The sequence below is a fragment of the Rhodophyticola sp. CCM32 genome (genome assembly GCF_004751985.1).
GTDB lineage: Bacteria > Pseudomonadota > Alphaproteobacteria > Rhodobacterales > Rhodobacteraceae > Rhodophyticola.
This window is the reverse complement of record NZ_CP038492.1, coordinates 2,623,412-2,640,537: the sequence shown is the minus strand read 5'-3', so window position 1 is coordinate 2,640,537 and position 17,126 is coordinate 2,623,412. Positions and strand designations below refer to the sequence as shown.

Sequence of the window (17,126 nt, the reverse complement as noted above, 5' to 3'; positions counted from 1 at the left end):
AGGGTTTGATCTCGTTTCATTGATATGCTGAAGGGCCGCCCGCCCCGGGGAGGGGGTGACAAAACGGCACCGGGGCTTGTGTGGCAGCGCCGGGCCATTTATCTCGACCCGAACCGCATCCAAAACCGGAGCCCCGATGGCCGGGCCAGAAACCAGCCCCTCGCAATTTGCAGAAGACCGCGAAACATCCAGGCGGATCGGCAGTTTGCGGGCGCTTGGGCCATTTCTTTTCCCGTATCGCGGAATGGTGGCCGCATCCGGTGCGGCGCTTGTCCTCACAGCGATGGTGTCGCTGACGCTTCCCCTGGCCGTGCGCCGGGTGGTGGACGGGTTCGAAACCGAAAGCGCGGCGTTGCTGGATCAGTATTTTCTGGCAGCCCTGGGCATTGCGGCGCTTTTGGCGATTGGCACGGGGCTGCGGTATTATCTGGTCACGCGTCTGGGCGAACGGGTCGTGGCCGATATCCGCAAGGCGGTGTTCGACCGGATGATCGCGATGAGCCCGGCCTTCTACGAACGCCTGATGACCGGCGAGATTCTCAGCCGGATCACCACGGACACCACGCTGCTGCTCAGCGTGATTTCCTCATCTGTCTCGGTGGCGCTCAGAAACCTGCTGATCCTGTTGGGCGGTCTGGCCCTGATGACATTCACCTCGCCGAAACTGGCGGGGCTGGTTCTGTTGATCGTGCCGGTGATCATCGTCCCGATTGTGGTTCTTGGGCGGCGTTTGCGGGTGCTGAGCAAGGAAAACCAGGATTGGATCGCGGAAAGCTCCGGCAACGCGTCCGAGGCTTTGCTGTCGGTCCAGACGGTGCAGGCCTTCACCCATGAACGTCCCACTGCGGCCACGTTCGAGATGGTGACCGAACGCAGTTTCGACAGTGCCAGGAAACGTATCGCAACCCGGGCGATCATGACTGTGATCGTGATTGCGCTGGTCTTTGCAGGTATTGTCGGGGTGCTGTGGATCGGGGCGCGCGATGTGCGGGCCGAGGTGATGAGCATTGGCGAACTGATCCAGTTCCTGATCTATGCGATCATGGTGGCCGGGTCCGTCGGCGCATTGTCCGATATCTGGGGAGAGTTGCAGCGGGCATCCGGCGCGACGGAGCGGTTGGTCGAACTGCTGCAAACCACTGACAATGTGGGCGATCCAGAGACCGCTTTGTCCCTGCCACAGGGCGGGCGCGGCGCGATTGTCTTCGAGGATGTGCATTTTCATTACCCCACCCGGCCTGAAACCGCCGCGCTGGATGGTGTCAGCCTGACCGTGCAGCCGGGGGAGACCGTGGCGCTGGTCGGCCCCTCGGGCGCGGGCAAATCAACGATTTTCCAACTGCTGCTGCGGTTCTATGATCCCGAAAGCGGCGGTGTCTCACTGGATGGTGTCGATCTGCGGCAGATGACCCGGGCCGGGTTCCGTTCTGCGATGGCGCTGGTGCCCCAGGACCCGGTGATCTTTGCCAGTTCGGCCCGTGAAAACATCCGTTTCGGTCGGCCGGAAGCCAGTGATGCCGAGGTCGAGGCCGCCGCCATCGCCGCTGCGGCCGATGATTTCCTCAGCGCACTGCCCCAGGGCTATGACACCTATGTGGGCGAACGGGGCATCATGCTGTCAGGCGGCCAGAAACAGCGGATCGCGATTGCCCGTGCGATCCTGCGGGATGCGCCGATCCTGCTGCTAGACGAGGCGACAAGCGCCCTTGATGCGGAAAGCGAGCGGGCGGTGCAGGAGGCCGTGGCAGCGATGAGCGCCGATCGCACCACCCTGATCGTCGCCCACCGTTTGGCCACCGTGAAACAGGCCGACCGTATTGTGGTGTTCGAGGACGGCAAGATCGTGGCCGAGGGCACCCATGAGGCGCTGGTGGCCCAGGGCGGGCTTTATGCACGGCTTGCGCGGCTGCAATTCACCGCAGGCATGGCGGCTGAGTAACCGCCAATTTCCCACCTCGTGCAGAGTTGCGCTTGCGTCAGATACCAGTTCTGCCCAATCATGCTCCCTGACAAGGCGCATATAAGATCAACAGGGCGCCGATCATGAATATGGGGAGGGTGGCAGATGGTTCGTTTCGCCAATGCCGAAGACATCAAGACCGTTGAGCGGGAACTGCCCTGGCCGGAAAGCCAGCCGGCGGTGACCGTATATGAGTTGCTCAGCCGGACGAAAGACCGGTTTGGCGGGCTGAACGCGATCTCGTTTCAGATACTGTCAGGCCCCCGCGACCCGGCGGAAACCCTGACCTGGGGCGGGTTTCACGCCCGTGTCACCCAGGCCGCCAATCTGTTCCGCAGTCTGGGTGTCGGCGAAGAGGACACGGTGGCCTATGTGCTGCCGAATTGTAATGAAACCGCCGTAACCCTGCTTGGCGGGACGGTGGCGGGGATCGCGGCACCGATCAACCCGCTTCTTGAAGCCGAACAGATCGGCTCGATCCTGCGGGAAACCGGGGCCAGGGTCGTGGTGACGCTGAAGGCTTTCCCGAAAACCGATGTGGCGCAGAAAGTGTCGGAAGCGGTGGAACTGGCCCCGGGTGTGAAAACCGTGCTTGAGGTCGATCTGCTGCATTACATGACCGGGCTGAAAAAGCTGATCGTGCCGTTCCTGCGCCCGAAATACGAGGTGCAACACAAGGCCCGGGTGCTTGATTTCAATGCCGAGCTGGACCGACAGCGCAGCGATCACCTGGAATTTGCCGACAGCACGAAAGACCGGGTCGGGGCCTATTTCCATACCGGCGGAACAACCGGCATGCCCAAGGTCGCGCAGCATAAATATTCCGGGATGATCTATAATGGCTGGATCGGGCACACATTGCTGTTCACCGAACAGGACAACATCATCTGCCCGCTGCCGCTGTTCCATGTCTTTGCCTGCCATGTGATTCTGATGGCGGCGGTCACCTCGGGGGCGCATGTGGTGTTCCCCACGCCGCAGGGCTATCGCGGCGCGGGTGTTTTCGACAATTTCTGGAAACTGGTGGAACGCTGGCAGATCAGTTTCATCATCACCGTGCCCACGGCGATTTCGGCGATGATGCAACGCCCGGTGAACGCGGATATCTCCACCGTGAAAACCGCATTTTCCGGATCATCGCCTCTGCCGGTGGAACTGTTCAAGCGGTTCGAGAAAGCCACCGGTGTGACGCTGATCGAAGGCTATGGCCTGACAGAGGCCACCTGCCTGGTCAGTTGCAACCCGGTGGATGGCGATAAGAAAATCGGCTCCATCGGTATTCCGTTCCCGCATACGCAGGTGCGGATTCTGAGACATGGCGCTGATGGCATCACCATCTGCGACACCGATGAGGTGGGCGAGATCTGCATCGACAACCCGGGTGTGTTCGAGGGCTCGACCTATATCGCAAGCGACAAGAACATCGATCTTTTCGCCTATGATACCTATCTGCGCACCGGCGATCTGGGGCGGATCGACGAAGACGGCTATCTGTGGATCACCGGGCGGGCCAAGGATCTGATCATTCGCGGCGGCCATAATATCGACCCGGCCGAGATTGAAGAGGCATTGGCGGGCCACCCCGCCGTGGCCTTCGCAGGTGCCATCGGTCAGCCCGATGCCTTTGCCGGCGAACTGCCCTGCGCCTATGTGGAACTGGTCGACGGGGCGGACATCACCACCGCCGCCCTGATGGATCACTGCAAGACCCATATCCATGAACGGGCCGCGATACCGAAATATCTGGAAATTCTGGATGAGCTTCCCAAAACTGCCGTCGGCAAGGTTCTGAAACCCGATCTGCGCAAACGCGCCATCACCCGGGTCTATAACGGGGCCCTGACCGAGGCAGGTATCGCCGCACAGGTGAGTGAGGTGCAGGAGGATAAAAAGCGCGGTCTGGTCGCCCATCTGGAGAGGACCGGACAGGTGGATGAGGCGGAACTGGCCCAGGTTCTGGGGGAGTTCACCCGCCCCTGGGACTGGGCCGGAGTGACCGCCGGCACCGATGGCGACTGAAGGTGCGGGATGTGATGATCTGCCGGGTTTTCCGCAGCCTTACGGGTCGCTGACATGACCCGCCCGCTGATCGACTGTGCCACCGCGCGGCGGATGTTTCTGCACCGCCACGGGTTGGCCAGCGCACCATCCGGCCCGGCGACGGGCGCGGGGCTGGCCGGTCTGATCACCGATCTGGGCTTTGTGCAGGTTGACAGTGTCAACACGGTTGCCCGCGCCCATGACATGATCCTGTGGTCCCGGCGGCAGGCCTATAAACCGGCCAGTCTGCGCTGGATCAATGACCGTATGCGCGCAACGTTTGAACATTGGACCCACGATGCCGCGATCCTGCCGATGGCAATGTTTCCCCATTGGCAACTGAAATTCGCCCGCGACAAGCAGCGGTTGCGGCAGCGATGGAAGGATTGGCAAGGGTCCGGCTTCCATGCAGAGATCGACCGGGTGCTGGCCCATATCTCGGATCACGGGGGTGTGGGCAGTGGCGATCTGGCTGACAAGCGGCCCGGGAAATCCACCGGCTGGTGGGATTGGCACCCGTCGAAAACGGCGCTGGAATATCTCTGGCGGTCGGGGCAGCTTTCGGTCTCGAAGCGGGAGGGGTTTCGCAAGATATACGACCTGACCGAGCGGGTGATCCCGCCCGAGATACTCAAGATGCGGTATGATGAGGCGGAGACCGTGGACTGGGCCTGCGCGGCGGCGCTTGACCGGCTGGGCTTTGCCACCTCGGGCGAACTGGCCGCGTTCTGGGGGCTGGTCCGCCCGGAGGAAGCGAAGGCCTGGGTGGCCGTCGCGCTGCGACAGGACCGGGTGATCGAGGTTGATATCGCCCTGGCCCAGGGCGGTCTGCGCCGGGCGGTGATGTGGGCCGAAACCCTGGAAAGCCTTGCGCATCTGCCCCCGGTCGCCCCGCGCCTGCGCATTCTCAGCCCGTTTGACCCGGCCCTGCGGGATCGCAACCGGTCCGAACGGCTGTTCGATTTCCACTACCGGATCGAGATTTTTGTGCCCGAGGCCAGACGGCGATATGGCTATTACGTCTTTCCGGTGATGGAGGGGGACCGGATGATCGGCCGGATTGATATGAAATGTGATCGCAGTTGCGGTGGTCTGGATGTCGCCGGGTTCTGGCCGGAACGGCAGGTGAAAATGGGCAAGGGCCGTATCCGTCGGCTGGAGGTGGAACTGGAGCGTGTCACGCGCCTGACCGGTTGCCCGGATATACGCTTTGCGCCCGGTTGGTTGCGCAGTTATGAAGACACGGCCTAGGGTCGGTATGGGTCAGGGCGGAGTAAGCGATGCGTGATATTCTGACCCTGACTCTGAACCCGGCGCTGGATGTCTCGGCCATCACGCCACAGGTGGTGGCGGGGCCAAAACTGCGCTGTGGCGATGCGCGGCTGGACCCCGGCGGTGGCGGGGTCAATGTCTCGCGCGCGATTGTGCATCTGGGTGGCCAGAGCCGGGCAATTGTGGCCTCGGGCGGTGTCACCGGCACCTATCTGTGCGATCTGCTGGAAGGTGAGGGGGTCGAGGTGATCCGCCTGAAGACCTCGGGCCTGACGCGGCAATCCTTTGCCGTCACCGATGGGGAAGGTGGCGGGCAATACCGCTTCGTGATGCCGGGGCCGGGCTGGGGCGCGGGCGATCTTGATGCGCTTTGGTCCACGCTTGCCACATGTCTGACCCCGCAGAGCCTGCTTGTGGTGTCCGGCAGCCTGCCACCGGGTATGGATCCGGATCTGCTGATCGAAATCAACATCCGCGCCCGGGCCATCGGGGCGGTGATGGTGCTGGATACGTCGGGCGCGGCCCTGGTGCAGGCCGTCGAACATGTGACCGCGCCCTATCACCTGCTGCGCGTTGACGGGGCCGAAGCCGATGACCTGGCCGGGCAGAGCCTGAACACACCCAGAGAGATGGCTGCATTCGGCCGCAGCCTGATCGCGGCGGGCAGGGCGGAATATGCGGTGATGGCGCTTGGCGCAGAGGGCACGCTTGGGATTTCGGCCAGGGAGTGTTTTTTCTGCCGGCCCCCGCTGATCAAAACGGTCAGTGCCGTGGGCGCGGGGGACAGTCTTGTCGGTGCAATGGCGATGACACTGGCCCAAGGGGACGGGTTTCGCGCCGCGATCCGTTTTGGAACTGCGGCCGCCGCGGCAGCGGTGATGACCCCGGCGACCCAGCTGTGTTCCCGGGCAGATGCAGAGACTTTGCGATCAGAGATTGATGTGCGGGTGGTTTAAAGCCTTTCGAGTTTTCATTGAGACATGATCATCGCTTTTCGCGTTCGACCGAAGGGAGAGGCCGCGAACAAGCGATTCAATGTTAACTTGAAAGGCTATAGGGGCAGGGCAACATTCCTGCGCCCTGTTTGATGAGACGCTATAGCCTCGGCCTGAAATTTACATCACCCCATATAACCCTCCTGCCCGGCGGCACCGCCGGGCAGCGCCCGCACCGACCCCCAGGGGCGGGCGCTTCTCGCCCACCCCTCGGTTCGGGCGCTGCCCTCTCCACGCAATGCATATGCGCCGCAGATTAAAGCGTTTCGACTTTATGTTGAAACGCCATAAATGGACGATGCTATATTTCAAGGTCCCTGATCCTGCGCTGCCCTCGGCTGGCTGCACTTTTTCCGACTAAAAAACTCGGGATTGATTTGTCTGACAGAATTGGTCACTCTTCGCGCGACTCGCGGCAGAGCCTTTCGCCATGCCTCTTCGTTACATCTCGGAGCATTTGCCATGTGGCCCCGCAGACCGCGATCCCGGCCCGATACTGACACAGAGCCCTGCCCCTGTGATCGGGTGGAGGCTGTCTGGTCTGCCATATGTCAGGGGGACAGCTGCTGCGAGGCAGGACTGGAACCGATGCTGGACGCATTGGCCCGCCCGAACATATCTGCGGTTTCCGAAACATCTCATCACGACGACAATCTGAAGGACAGGCACCCATGACACGACTTCTTTTGACCAGTACCGCTTTGGTAGCGGGGCTTGCCGCCACTGCCCAGGCCCAGACCGCAAGTGATGTGGTCGGCCATTATGCAGATATGGCCCATGCCGAATATACCGATGCGCTGATCACTGCCGAGCGTTTGCAGGAGGCCGTGGCTGCCCTGGTGGCAGAGCCTTCGGCCGAGAACCTGACCGCCGCGCGCGCCGCCTGGCTTGCGGCCCGGGTGCCCTATCAGCAGACTGAAGTTTACCGGTTCGGCAATGCCATCGTCGATGACTGGGAGGGTCGGGTGAATGCCTGGCCGCTGGATGAAGGCCTGATCGACTATGTGGATGGCGCGGCTTATGGCGGCCCAAGCGATGAGAATGAATTTGCGGTTCTGAACGTAGTGGCCAATGCCAGCTTTACGCTGTCCGGCGAAGAGATTGATGCCAGTGAAATCACGCCGGCGCTGTTGCAGGACACTTTGCAGGAGGCCGACGGGGTCGAAGCCAATGTCGCCACCGGGTATCACGCCATCGAGTTTCTGCTCTGGGGCCAGGATCTGAACGGCAACGGCCCCGGTGCCGGGGACCGGCCCTGGACGGATTATGCCGCGGGCGATGCCTGCACCGGCGGCAATTGTGACCGGCGGGCGGAATATCTGACCGCTGCCGCCGATCTGCTGGTCAGCGATCTGGACTGGATGGTTGCGCAATGGGATGCGGATGGCGATGCGCGGACCGGCCTGATGGCCGACCCGGAAGCCGGGCTTTCGGCGATGCTGACCGGGATGGGCAGCCTCAGCTATGGTGAGGTGGCTGGCGAACGTATGCGCCTTGGCCTGATGCTGAACGACCCCGAGGAGGAACATGACTGTTTTTCCGACAACACCTATAACAGCCATTATTATGACGGGATGGGCGTGCAGAATGCCTATCTTGGGGAATATACCCGCATTGATGGCAGCGTGATCACCGGCCCGTCCCTGTCGGATATGGTGGCGGCCGTTGACCCCGCCCTCGATACCGAGATGCAGACCCGCCTGTCAGCCACGATGATGGCCCTTGGCCGGATCAAGACCGCCGGTGAATCCGGCTTTGCCTATGATCAGATGCTGGAACGCGGCAATGCGGCCGGCGAGGCGCTGGTGATGGGGGGCGTGAACGGATTGATCGCCCAGACAGAAAGCATCGAACGGGTTGTGACCGCACTTGGCCTTGACCAGATCGCCTTTGAAGGCTCTGACAGTCTCGATAACCCCTCAGCTGTGTTCGAGTGACGCAGCCCCCGGGCGGTGTGTGGTCTGACCCCATACCGCCCGGTATAGGTGCGTCCATGAACAAACTCTGGCTTGCCTGCCTGCCGATTGCGCTGGCGTTCTCGGTGCCTGCGCTGATCTCGGCCCAGAATGCGATCCGCCCGGTCTGGGCGGATTTGCGGGATGTGCATCTGAATGTGGTCCCGCGCACCGAGGAGGAACGCGCGCGGATTGCAGCGGTCACCGCGCGGCCTGAAGATTTCAGCGCGGCGCAACCTTTCGAGGGCAATGGCGCCGGGGCAGCCACCGTGCGGGCAAGGCAGAACGCGGATGCGTTTTCGCAACCTTCGGCCAATCTGTCTTTTGACGCTCAGCTTGAATTCCGGGTGGGCAACGGATTGTTCCGGCGGATCTGGGTCTCTCCGCCTGCGTCTACCATTGCCAGCGACGGGTTGGGGCCGCTCTATAATGCGCGATCCTGCCAGCGCTGCCATCTGAAGGACGGGCGCGGCCACCCGCCCGAAAGCCCCGAGGACAGCCCGGTGTCGATGTTTCTCAGGGTCTCGATCCCCGGCGGCGACCCGGCATACGGGATTGCCGATTATATCGCGACGGAGCCTGAGCCGAGTTACGGCACCCAGTTGCAGGATTTCAGCCTGCCGGGCCATGCGCCGGAATACACGCTTGGCATCACCTATGAAGAAACCACCGTCGATCTGTCGGGGGGTGAACAGGCCAGCCTGCGGGTGCCCAGCTATCGCGCGGAGGATCTTGGCTATGGCCCGCTGCACCCGGACGCCATGCTGTCGCCGCGTGTGGCGCCGCAGATGATCGGCCTGGGATTGCTTGAGGCGATCCCGGTGCAGGATATCCTGGCCCATGCCGACCCGGAGGATACGGATGGGGACGGTGTTTCGGGCCGCCCGCAAGTGGTCTGGTCTGTGCAGTATGGCCAGCCGATGCTGGGCCGGTTTGGCCATAAGGCAGGGACCCCCACGGTGCTTGAACAATCTGCTGGCGCCTTTGCCGGCGATATTGGCATTTCCAATCCGCTGCACCCGGATGGCTGGGGGGAATGCACCGCAGCAGAAACCGCGTGTCGCACCGCGCTGGATGGGGGCGACCCGGAGCAGAATGGCTTCGAGATTGACCAGACCGGCCTTGATCTGGTGACTTTCTACAGTCGCAATCTTGCCGTGCCCGCGCGCCGCGATGTGGATGCCCCGCAGGTGCTGCGGGGCAAGGATGTGTTCTACACCACCGGCTGCGTGGCCTGCCATGTGCCCAGTTACGTGACCCACAGGCTGGAGGATGAGGAGAGCGCCCAAAGCTTTCAGCTGATCTGGCCCTATACCGATTTGCTGCTGCACGATATGGGCGAGGGGCTGGCCGATAACCGTCCCGAAGCGCGGGCCACTGGGCGGGAATGGCGCACAGCGCCGCTTTGGGGGATCGGGATGACCGAAACCGTCAGTGGTCACACCTATTTCCTGCATGATGGTCGCGCGCGCAACCTGCTGGAAGCGGTGCTTTGGCATGGCGGCGAAGCGCAATCGGCCCGGGATCAGGTGGTCGAGATGCCGCCTGAAGACCGCGCCGCCCTGATCCGGTTTCTGGAGAGTCTGTGATGCGATATCTTGCGATATGTCTGGCCCTGTTCCTGCCACTGATGGCCCTGGCCCAATCCCAAAGCGAGGAGATCGACGATATCCTTGATCGCCATATCCTGCCGGGTTTCGAGGCGCTGGTGGAGGAAACCGGCGCCCTGGCCGCTGCCGCCACCGCCGATTGCACCCCGGCATCCGAACCCCTGCGCGCCGCCTATAACGCGGCTTTTGATGCCTGGGTCCGGGTCAGCCATCTGCGGTTCGGCCCGATGGAGGCGGAAAACCGGGGCTTTGCCCTTGGGTTCTGGCCCGACGCCCGGGGCGCCACCCCCCGCGCGCTGGCCGATCTGATCCGCGATCAGGACCCGGTGATTGATACGCCTGAGGGGTTTGCCACAATCTCGGTCGCCGCGCGGGGCTTCTATGGGCTGGAATTCCTGCTTTATGACCCTGAACTCAGCAGCGCAGAACCTGCCGCCTATCGCTGCGCCCTGATCCGGGCGGCCAGCGCCGACACCCATGCCACCGCCCGCGCGATTCTGAGCGACTGGCAGGGGCGCTATGCCGGTCTGATGCGCGGCGCGGGCCGGAACCAGACCTATCAATCCTATGATGAGGCCCTTCGCGCGCTGTTCGGTGCCCTGGTCGAGGGGCTGGAATTTACCGCCGATCTGCGTCTTGGCCGCCCGATGGGCACGTTTGAGCGACCCCGCCCGCGCCGGGCCGAGGCCTGGCGCTCGGGCCGTTCCCTGCGCCATGTTCAGATTGCGCTTGAAAGCCAGGCTGATCTGGCCGCACGTCTGTCGGTCTCGGAGCCCGAGGCCCGGGGCAGGGTCACCCATGTGTTCGATCTGGCCATTGCCCGGGCCGATGCCCTGGACGATCCGGGTTTTGCCGGGGTTGCCACACCCGCCGGGCGGTTGCGGGTTGAGGCATTGCAGCAAAGCATCCGCGATGTGGATGGTCTTCTGCGGGCCGAACTTGGCCCGGCCCTTGGCATTGCCGCCGGGTTCAATGCGCTGGATGGCGATTGATGCCATCCCGGCGGGCCTTCCTTGCGGGGCTTCTTGCGGCTGCCGCAACGCCGCGTCTCAGCTGGGCCGATGCCGGGAACCCCGGCTATCTGTCGGCGGCCCGGGCACCCGACGGGGCCTATGTTCTGTGCGGGCTGGACGGGGAGGGGCAGATCCTGTTCACCCTGCCGCTTCCGGGGCGGGGCCATGCGGGGGCGGCCCATCCGACCCGGCCCGAAGCGGTGGCCTTTGCCCGCCGCCCGGGCACTTTCGCCGATGTGATCAACTGCGCCACCGGCGCGCAGAGCGCCCGGCTGACAGCGCCCGCAGACCGGCATTTCTATGGCCATGGCGCGTTTTCCGCCGATGGCAGCCGCCTTTACACAACCGAAAACGATCTGGAAACGCTGGATGGCCGGATCGGCATCTGGGATGCGGAGGATGCCTATACAAGGATCGGTGAAATGGCGTCAGGCGGGGTGGGCCCGCATGAGCTGTGCCGTCTGCCCGGCACCGATATTCTGGTGATCGCGAATGGCGGTATTGCCACCCATCCCGACAGTGGCCGCGCCAAGCTGAACCTGCCGGTCATGGAGGCCAATCTCAGCTATCTGGACCCGGAAAGCGGCGAGATCGCGCAGATCACCCTGCCGTCCGATCTGCGCCTGAACTCCATTCGCCATCTGGCGATCCGGCCCGATGGTCTGGTGGCCGCCGCGATGCAATGGGAAGGGGAGGAAACGTTCCATCCGCCTCTGGTCCTCCTCCACCGGCGGGGGGAGGCCGCGCCCCGGATGCTCAGCGCGCCGGAGCCGGATCAGCGGCGGCTGAATGGCTATGCGGGCAGTATTGCGTTTTCGGGCGATGGGGCGGGGCTGGCCATCACCTCACCGCGCGGCGGGGTGCTGCATCGGTTCGACAGTGCCACAGGGGCATTTTCAGGGGCGGTCGAGGCGGCGGATATCTGCGGGCTGGGGCCGCGTTCCGCCGGGTTTCTGGCCTCTGCCGGAACCGGAGAGATCACCGCGATCTCCGGTCAGGCCGTGACCGGAAAACTGACCTCGGACTTGCAGTGGGACAATCATCTGGTCAGCCTGTCTTAACGGGTCAGTCCGGCTTGAACCGGCGGCTGTGCCGATTTCACCCCCGGCCCTCGATCCGGATTGAGAAGTTGCGCGTGGCCCCTGCGGGCGGCGGCGGAAACGGCGATGCGCGGCGGACATGATCCAGCGCGCTTTGATCCAGTTCGGCATTGCCGGAGGACCGGGTGATGCTGATCGACTGCAAACCGCCATTGCCCGAGATGGTGAAGGAAACCTGCGCCTCACCCCGGGCGCTCACCCGATTGCGGCGGGTCTGTGCAATCTGGCGCATCACCAGCCCCGGATAATTCGCAGCCGCCGCCGAGCCAGCTTGGGACGCCCCTTCCCGGGCGGGTGCTTGCGCCGCGCTTTGGCCTGCTTCGCGGCCAGATACGTCGCCACGGCGGGTATTCCGTGATGCATTTCCTGCCGCAGACGGGGCCGAGGCGGCAATTGCGGGTGGTTCCGGTTCCGGTTCCGGTGACGGGCGCGCTTGCGGGCGCGGGGTGCTGGCATCGGGCTGTTGGGCCTGCGGGGCGGTTGACACAATGCGTGCAGGGGCAGGGGCCGGGGTTGCAGACAGGTCAGACACCGGGGGCAGGGGATGTTGCTCTGCAGGTGGTGCCGGAGCCGTGGTGTCAACGCGGGCGCTGGTCGTCTGGAGGGCTGCGGTGGCATCCGTGGTCCGGGCAGGCGTGGGCGCGGCGGCGGGAGGGGTCCGCTCTGCGGTTTCGAGGGGCAGAACCGGATCATCATCCGGTGGCGCGGAAAGGGCGAGACTGTCCACGGTTGCCGCCTCGGTCGGCGTATCGGTCGGGACGGGGGCGGTGCTGGTCGGATCGGCGGTTTCGGTCTGCTCTGCGGTGCTGGTCTCAACCGGCATCTGCACCGGCGGTGTGTCTGGCATGCTGGCGCTGCCCTGAACCATATCGGCAAAGCTGCTGCCCAGAAGCGCCATCTCGGCAGAGCCGCCGCCATCTGTCTGCGGGACGGGCGGCGCATTGCCAAACCCTGCAAACCCCGCCAGATGCAAGGCCAGCGACCCGGCGATGGCAAGACCCGCCGCAGAGGCCAGACGCGGGGTCATCTGTTTAAGCCCCGTTCGGTGACGATCCAGACCCCGGCGGCGCCTGCCCCCTGCAACGCGGATACAATCGCCAACAACTGACCGGCGGGCAGGGCACGATCCGGCACAAGGCGCAGGTTGTCGCCGGTGTCGGCAAAGCTTTCGGGCGTGGTTTCCACCCCCCGGTACAGCAGCGTCCCATCGGGCAGGATCACGGCGGCATCAGGCGGCGCGCGGCCATCCAGATCGGCGGTGTCGATCAGATCCACCGGCCCAAGCGGCGGGGCCAGATTGCCTGCGATCAGAAAAAAGATCAGCATCAGAAAGACGATATTGATCAGCGCGATGGTGGGTTCTCTCTGGGGTTTGGTGGTGACGCGGCGGAGCGGCATGGGCAGGCCCTATTCCAGAATTCGCACCGACAGACCGGTCGCCGGGCGCAATATTGCCAGCAGATCGACCAGCCGCTGCGCGGTGACATCCGCGGTGGTGCTGACCAGCAGCACGGCATCGTCGCCGGGCTCAAGGGCGGCGATCCGCTCGGGCAGGGCCTCAAGGCTCAGGGTTTGCCCGTTCAATGTGAGACTGTCGGCCTCAAGACGCAGGAAGTGCGGCGGGGTTGTGTTGGACACGGTGCCGCCGCTGGCCATCTGCAAGGGCAGTTCGGCAAAACGCGTGAAGGTGGAGGACAGCATGAAGAACAGCAAAAGCAGAAAGATGACGTCAATCAGCGAGGTCATCGACAGGTTGCGCCTGCGCCTTTGGGCCATCCTAACCGGCATGGGCAAGCGCGCCGGGCAAAACCTGGTTCGAAGGGTGTTCAACGCGGGGCACCGGGCAGAACAGCTGTTGCAGGACCATATCGGCCAGGGCCCGTTCCGCCGCGATGCGGGATTCGAACCAGGTCAGGATCAGGGAGACCGGCATTGCCACCGCCAGCCCGGCAGCCGTGGTCATCAAGGCCACCCAGATCCCGCCGGCCAAAAGCGAGGGGTCAACCGCGTTGCCGGCTTCCTGCAAGGCCTGAAACGCGTCAATCATGCCCAGAACCGTGCCGAACAGCCCAAGCAGCGGGGCAATCTGTGCGATGCTGTCCAGCAGGCGAAACCCGACCTCCAACCGATCAAGCCGGGTCGCGGCCATGGCTTCCAGCCGGGCCTTCAGCGCGGTTCTGTCGGTCCCCTCGGTCTGGATCAGCGGAAGCGCCTCGATCAGAAAACCGCCCAGATGATTGCGGGCCATATGCGCGGTGCTGAGCGCCTGTGCCGCTTGCCCCATATCCCAGGCCACAAGGGTATTGTGAATGGTGCGATGGCGCCCCACGCCTGCCCGCTGAAGCTGCCCCAGCTTGAACAGGATCATCGCCAGCGCCAGAACCGAGAGGACCAGCAACAGCGCCACGACCGGCCCGCCAAGCGCCAGCAGATCGGTCACGCGGATCAGGGCGTCATGCACCATCATCATCCCGATAACTCCACATCTGAGCGGCTGCTCAATCGCAACGCGTCTTCGCAGGCCGTTTCATCCAATCCGTCACCCGTGCAGTTTTGCACGCCATTGATCAGCACCTGACCCAGATCCGCGCAGGTCAGCGCGGGCAGGTCAAACTGCCTGACCCGGGGGCGGCCCTGCGGCAAGCTCTGGAAATCGAACAGGGTCAGGCGGTCCACCAACCCGTCATTGGTGATCAGCACGGTTTCAAGCACCAGATTGTCCAGATCGTGACCCAACCGGTTTTCGGCCAGCATGGTCAGACGGCAGACCTCTGCGATCTGTTCAAGGACGTTCAGTTCCACCGACAGGCCCGGCGCCTCTTCCTGTGCCAAAACCGCCATCGGGAGCAATGCAGCAGACAGGCCGAGACCAAGCACGGCCTGTCTGCGCAGAAGGCAGGATATCATCTTCTTCATAGTCACCATTGAATTGGGCGTGACAGGGTCAGGCGGTAGGTACGGCCGCGCCCGTTATCGCCCGCCAGGCTGTTCTGATAGGTTTCATCCAGCACATTTTCGACCGAGGCGCGAATTTCGAACCCTTCAAACGCGCCGCGACGGGGGGTCCAGGACATGAACAGGTCATGAACAGCATAGGAGTCGAAGCTGTTGCCTGCGCTATAGCTGATGTCGTCAACGAAATATCCGCGCCAGCCATATTCAATGCCCAGATCCGGCGCACGACCCCCCAGGGTCAAACCAAGCGAGCGGGCCGGGATTGATGTCAGGGTCAGGCCCGTTGCGGTATCCTCTCCCCGCACATCGGAATAGGCCAGCCGGCCGAAAAGCCGTTCTGCCTCATAGGCGGCTTCGATCTCGATCCCGTAAATCTCGGCAGAGGCGATGTTGCGGTAATATGGCGTACCTGCGGTGGAATCCCGCTCGATCAGATCCTCAAGCTCGCTGTAAAATGCGGTGACTTTCAGATCAAACGCGTCGTTTGTGTTGAAGACACCCGCATTGGAGAAGGAGAAGCCCAGTTCTGCACTGCGAGAGGTTTCCATGCCCAGATCCGGGCTGGAGGGTTCATTTGAATCCAGGGAGAACAACTCGTCCAGTGTCGGCACCCGCTGCGTTTGTGCGATAGAGCCGAAAACCGACCAATTGTCATTGATCTCGTAATACACCGCCAGTTTGGGCGAAAATGCTGTTTCCGTGGTGGTTGTCGTGCCCGCAATGCCGGCCGCTGGTTCCAGATTGACGAAATCAAGCCGGATGCCGGGCACCAGGGTCAGGCCATTGTCAAAGACCAGTTCGCTTTGTGCAAACAATCCGACCCGGCTGTCGACACCCTCGGGATGGAAGCCCAATGGCCCTGCGGTGGTGCCGGCAACGCGGTCCTGCCGCGACAACTGGATGCCATAGGTCAGAAAGTTTTCCCAGCCCGCCCCGGCCATGGTCATTGTGTTCTGCACCTTCAGGCTAAGCGTTTCATAGCTATAGTCGCTGTCGGCGAAAAGCGGAGAAGGGGAGGGCACACTGGAGTCGCCCTGCTCCACTGCAGTGTCGGAATAGCTGAGCACCACATCCAGATCGAGCCAGGGATTGGCGGGCGCCGGGTTCTGCCAGCGCAAGGACAGGGTCTGGTCACGAATGTGACGGTCTACCGTGCCAAAGGGCAAAGTGCCGGTCTGCGAATAGGCGGTATCATCCAGGTCGCTGTCCCAGATCTGATAAGAAGCTGTCAGCACCTGGGACATGTCATCGCCGAAATGATAGGTGGCTTTCAAAAGGCCCGATATCGAATTGAATTCCGAGCCCGATATCTCGGTGCCGTCCCCATCTTCGTAATTGCCCGCCTGCCGGTAATTCAGCGCGGCAAGGAATTCGAGATCCTCGCGCGGCTGTGTCGCATAAATGACCGACCCCATGAAGCCGTCGCCATTGCTGTCATAACTGGTGCGGAACCGCAGGGTCTGGGTTTCATCCCCGTCCAGAAAATCCGATGGGTTGCGGGTTTCAAAGGTGACCACACCGCCAAGCGCCCCAGCACCATACAGCGTGGACGAGGCCGGCCCGCGCAGAATCTCGACCCGGCGATACAGTTCCGGATCTGAAAAGAACGACCCCATGCGATATTGTTCGTAGAATTTTGTGGCCCCATCAACCTGCACGATGATACGGCTTTCATCGGCAGAGCCAAGCTCCCCGATCCCGCGGATGTTGAACGACAAACCGCCCACCCGATCCGAGCCGATGGATTGCACACCGGGAACCTGATCGAACAATTCGCCTAATGTGGTGGCCTGTTGCTGGTCGATATCGTCTTCGTTCAGCACGGTAACCGCCTGAGGTGTACCAATTGCAACCTGATCGGTGCCCCAACCCAGAATGATCCGCCCAAGCGGCGTGGCTGTGGCGTCCTGGGCCTGCCCCTGCTGGGCCAGAAGGGACAGTGTTGCAACAAGTGCCGTACTGGCAAACAGACGTGTGTAATTCATAGAAATGGGCATAAAGCCTCCGCATCGGTATTATGTGAGAATTATGCTGGCGGAGACGCTTGCAAGGCCGGGTTTGGTGTGGAAGCACATCAATCTATCAGCCGCTCTTGTGTTGGCTATAGCGGTTGACTAAAACAGTCAAGTATATGAGATGCAAATATCATCTCCAACCGAGATCCAGCTTGTGCCTTGGCCAGCCAGACCCCTCAAGACCATCAAAATATTAACTAAAAGGCACGTG

Annotated in this window: 14 protein-coding genes; 8 read left to right on the top strand and 6 right to left on the bottom strand. The window is 62.8% G+C overall.

Features of this window, described 5'->3' with window-relative positions:
- Positions 1 to 136: 136 nt before the first annotated feature.
- The 8 genes from E2K80_RS12805 to E2K80_RS12770 all read left to right on the top strand — a co-directional run bounded on the left by E2K80_RS12805 (position 137) and on the right by E2K80_RS12770 (position 11,906).
- The gene (locus tag E2K80_RS12805; protein WP_135375354.1) at positions 137 to 1,939 is read left to right on the top strand and encodes an ABC transporter transmembrane domain-containing protein; all 1,803 of its coding nucleotides are present in this window, start codon (positions 137 to 139) and stop codon (positions 1,937 to 1,939) included.
- A gap of 126 nt (positions 1,940 to 2,065) precedes the next feature.
- On the top strand, positions 2,066 to 3,979 hold the full coding sequence (locus tag E2K80_RS12800) for an acyl-CoA synthetase (protein WP_135375353.1): 1,914 nt from the start codon (positions 2,066 to 2,068) through the stop codon (positions 3,977 to 3,979).
- A 54-nt stretch (positions 3,980 to 4,033) separates the two neighbouring features.
- Positions 4,034 to 5,251 carry a winged helix-turn-helix domain-containing protein gene (locus tag E2K80_RS12795; RefSeq protein WP_135375352.1) on the top strand — a complete coding sequence of 406 codons (1,218 nt, stop codon included), beginning with the start codon at positions 4,034 to 4,036 and terminating at the stop codon, positions 5,249 to 5,251.
- Between the two features lie 29 nt (positions 5,252 to 5,280).
- Positions 5,281 to 6,228, top strand: coding sequence for a 1-phosphofructokinase family hexose kinase (locus E2K80_RS12790; protein ID WP_135375351.1), 948 nt, complete (start codon positions 5,281 to 5,283; stop codon positions 6,226 to 6,228).
- Positions 6,229 to 6,938: 710 nt separating this feature from the next.
- Complete coding sequence (locus tag E2K80_RS12785) at positions 6,939 to 8,204, top strand: imelysin family protein (RefSeq protein WP_135375350.1); 1,266 nt, start codon at positions 6,939 to 6,941, stop codon at positions 8,202 to 8,204.
- Positions 8,205 to 8,260: 56 nt separating this feature from the next.
- Positions 8,261 to 9,811 (top strand): di-heme oxidoreductase family protein, encoded by a 1,551-nt coding sequence (locus E2K80_RS12780; RefSeq protein ID WP_135375349.1) that lies wholly within the window; start codon positions 8,261 to 8,263, stop codon positions 9,809 to 9,811.
- The gene (locus E2K80_RS12775) at positions 9,811 to 10,824 is read left to right on the top strand and encodes an imelysin family protein (protein ID WP_135375348.1); all 1,014 of its coding nucleotides are present in this window, start codon (positions 9,811 to 9,813) and stop codon (positions 10,822 to 10,824) included. The genes E2K80_RS12780 and E2K80_RS12775 overlap by 1 nt, the downstream gene beginning before the upstream one ends.
- Entirely contained in the window at positions 10,824 to 11,906 is a 1,083-nt protein-coding gene (locus E2K80_RS12770; protein WP_135375347.1) for a DUF1513 domain-containing protein, read from the top strand. The genes E2K80_RS12775 and E2K80_RS12770 overlap by 1 nt, the downstream gene beginning before the upstream one ends.
- A 37-nt stretch (positions 11,907 to 11,943) precedes the next feature.
- Here the strand turns inward: E2K80_RS12770 and E2K80_RS12765 are convergent, their stop codons facing one another.
- From E2K80_RS12765 to E2K80_RS12740, 6 genes are read right to left on the bottom strand one after another with little or no spacing between them, the layout of a single operon-like run.
- Entirely contained in the window at positions 11,944 to 12,972 is a 1,029-nt protein-coding gene (locus tag E2K80_RS12765; protein ID WP_135375346.1) for an energy transducer TonB family protein, read from the bottom strand.
- Positions 12,969 to 13,343, bottom strand: coding sequence for an ExbD/TolR family protein (locus E2K80_RS12760; RefSeq protein WP_135375345.1), 375 nt, complete (start codon positions 13,341 to 13,343; stop codon positions 12,969 to 12,971). Before E2K80_RS12760 ends, E2K80_RS12765 begins: the two co-directional genes overlap by 4 nt.
- Before the next feature lie 9 nt (positions 13,344 to 13,352).
- Positions 13,353 to 13,721, bottom strand: a complete 369-nt coding sequence (locus tag E2K80_RS12755) for an ExbD/TolR family protein (protein WP_338014545.1) — start codon at positions 13,719 to 13,721, stop codon at positions 13,353 to 13,355.
- A gap of 1 nt (position 13,722) precedes the next feature.
- On the bottom strand, positions 13,723 to 14,412 hold the full coding sequence (locus E2K80_RS12750; RefSeq protein WP_135375343.1) for a MotA/TolQ/ExbB proton channel family protein: 690 nt from the start codon (positions 14,410 to 14,412) through the stop codon (positions 13,723 to 13,725).
- Entirely contained in the window at positions 14,412 to 14,852 is a 441-nt protein-coding gene (locus tag E2K80_RS12745; RefSeq protein WP_238475535.1) for a hypothetical protein, read from the bottom strand. Before E2K80_RS12745 ends, E2K80_RS12750 begins: the two co-directional genes overlap by 1 nt.
- A gap of 11 nt (positions 14,853 to 14,863) precedes the next feature.
- On the bottom strand, positions 14,864 to 16,897 hold the full coding sequence (locus tag E2K80_RS12740; protein WP_238475534.1) for a TonB-dependent receptor domain-containing protein: 2,034 nt from the start codon (positions 16,895 to 16,897) through the stop codon (positions 14,864 to 14,866).
- Positions 16,898 to 17,126 lie beyond the last annotated feature (229 nt).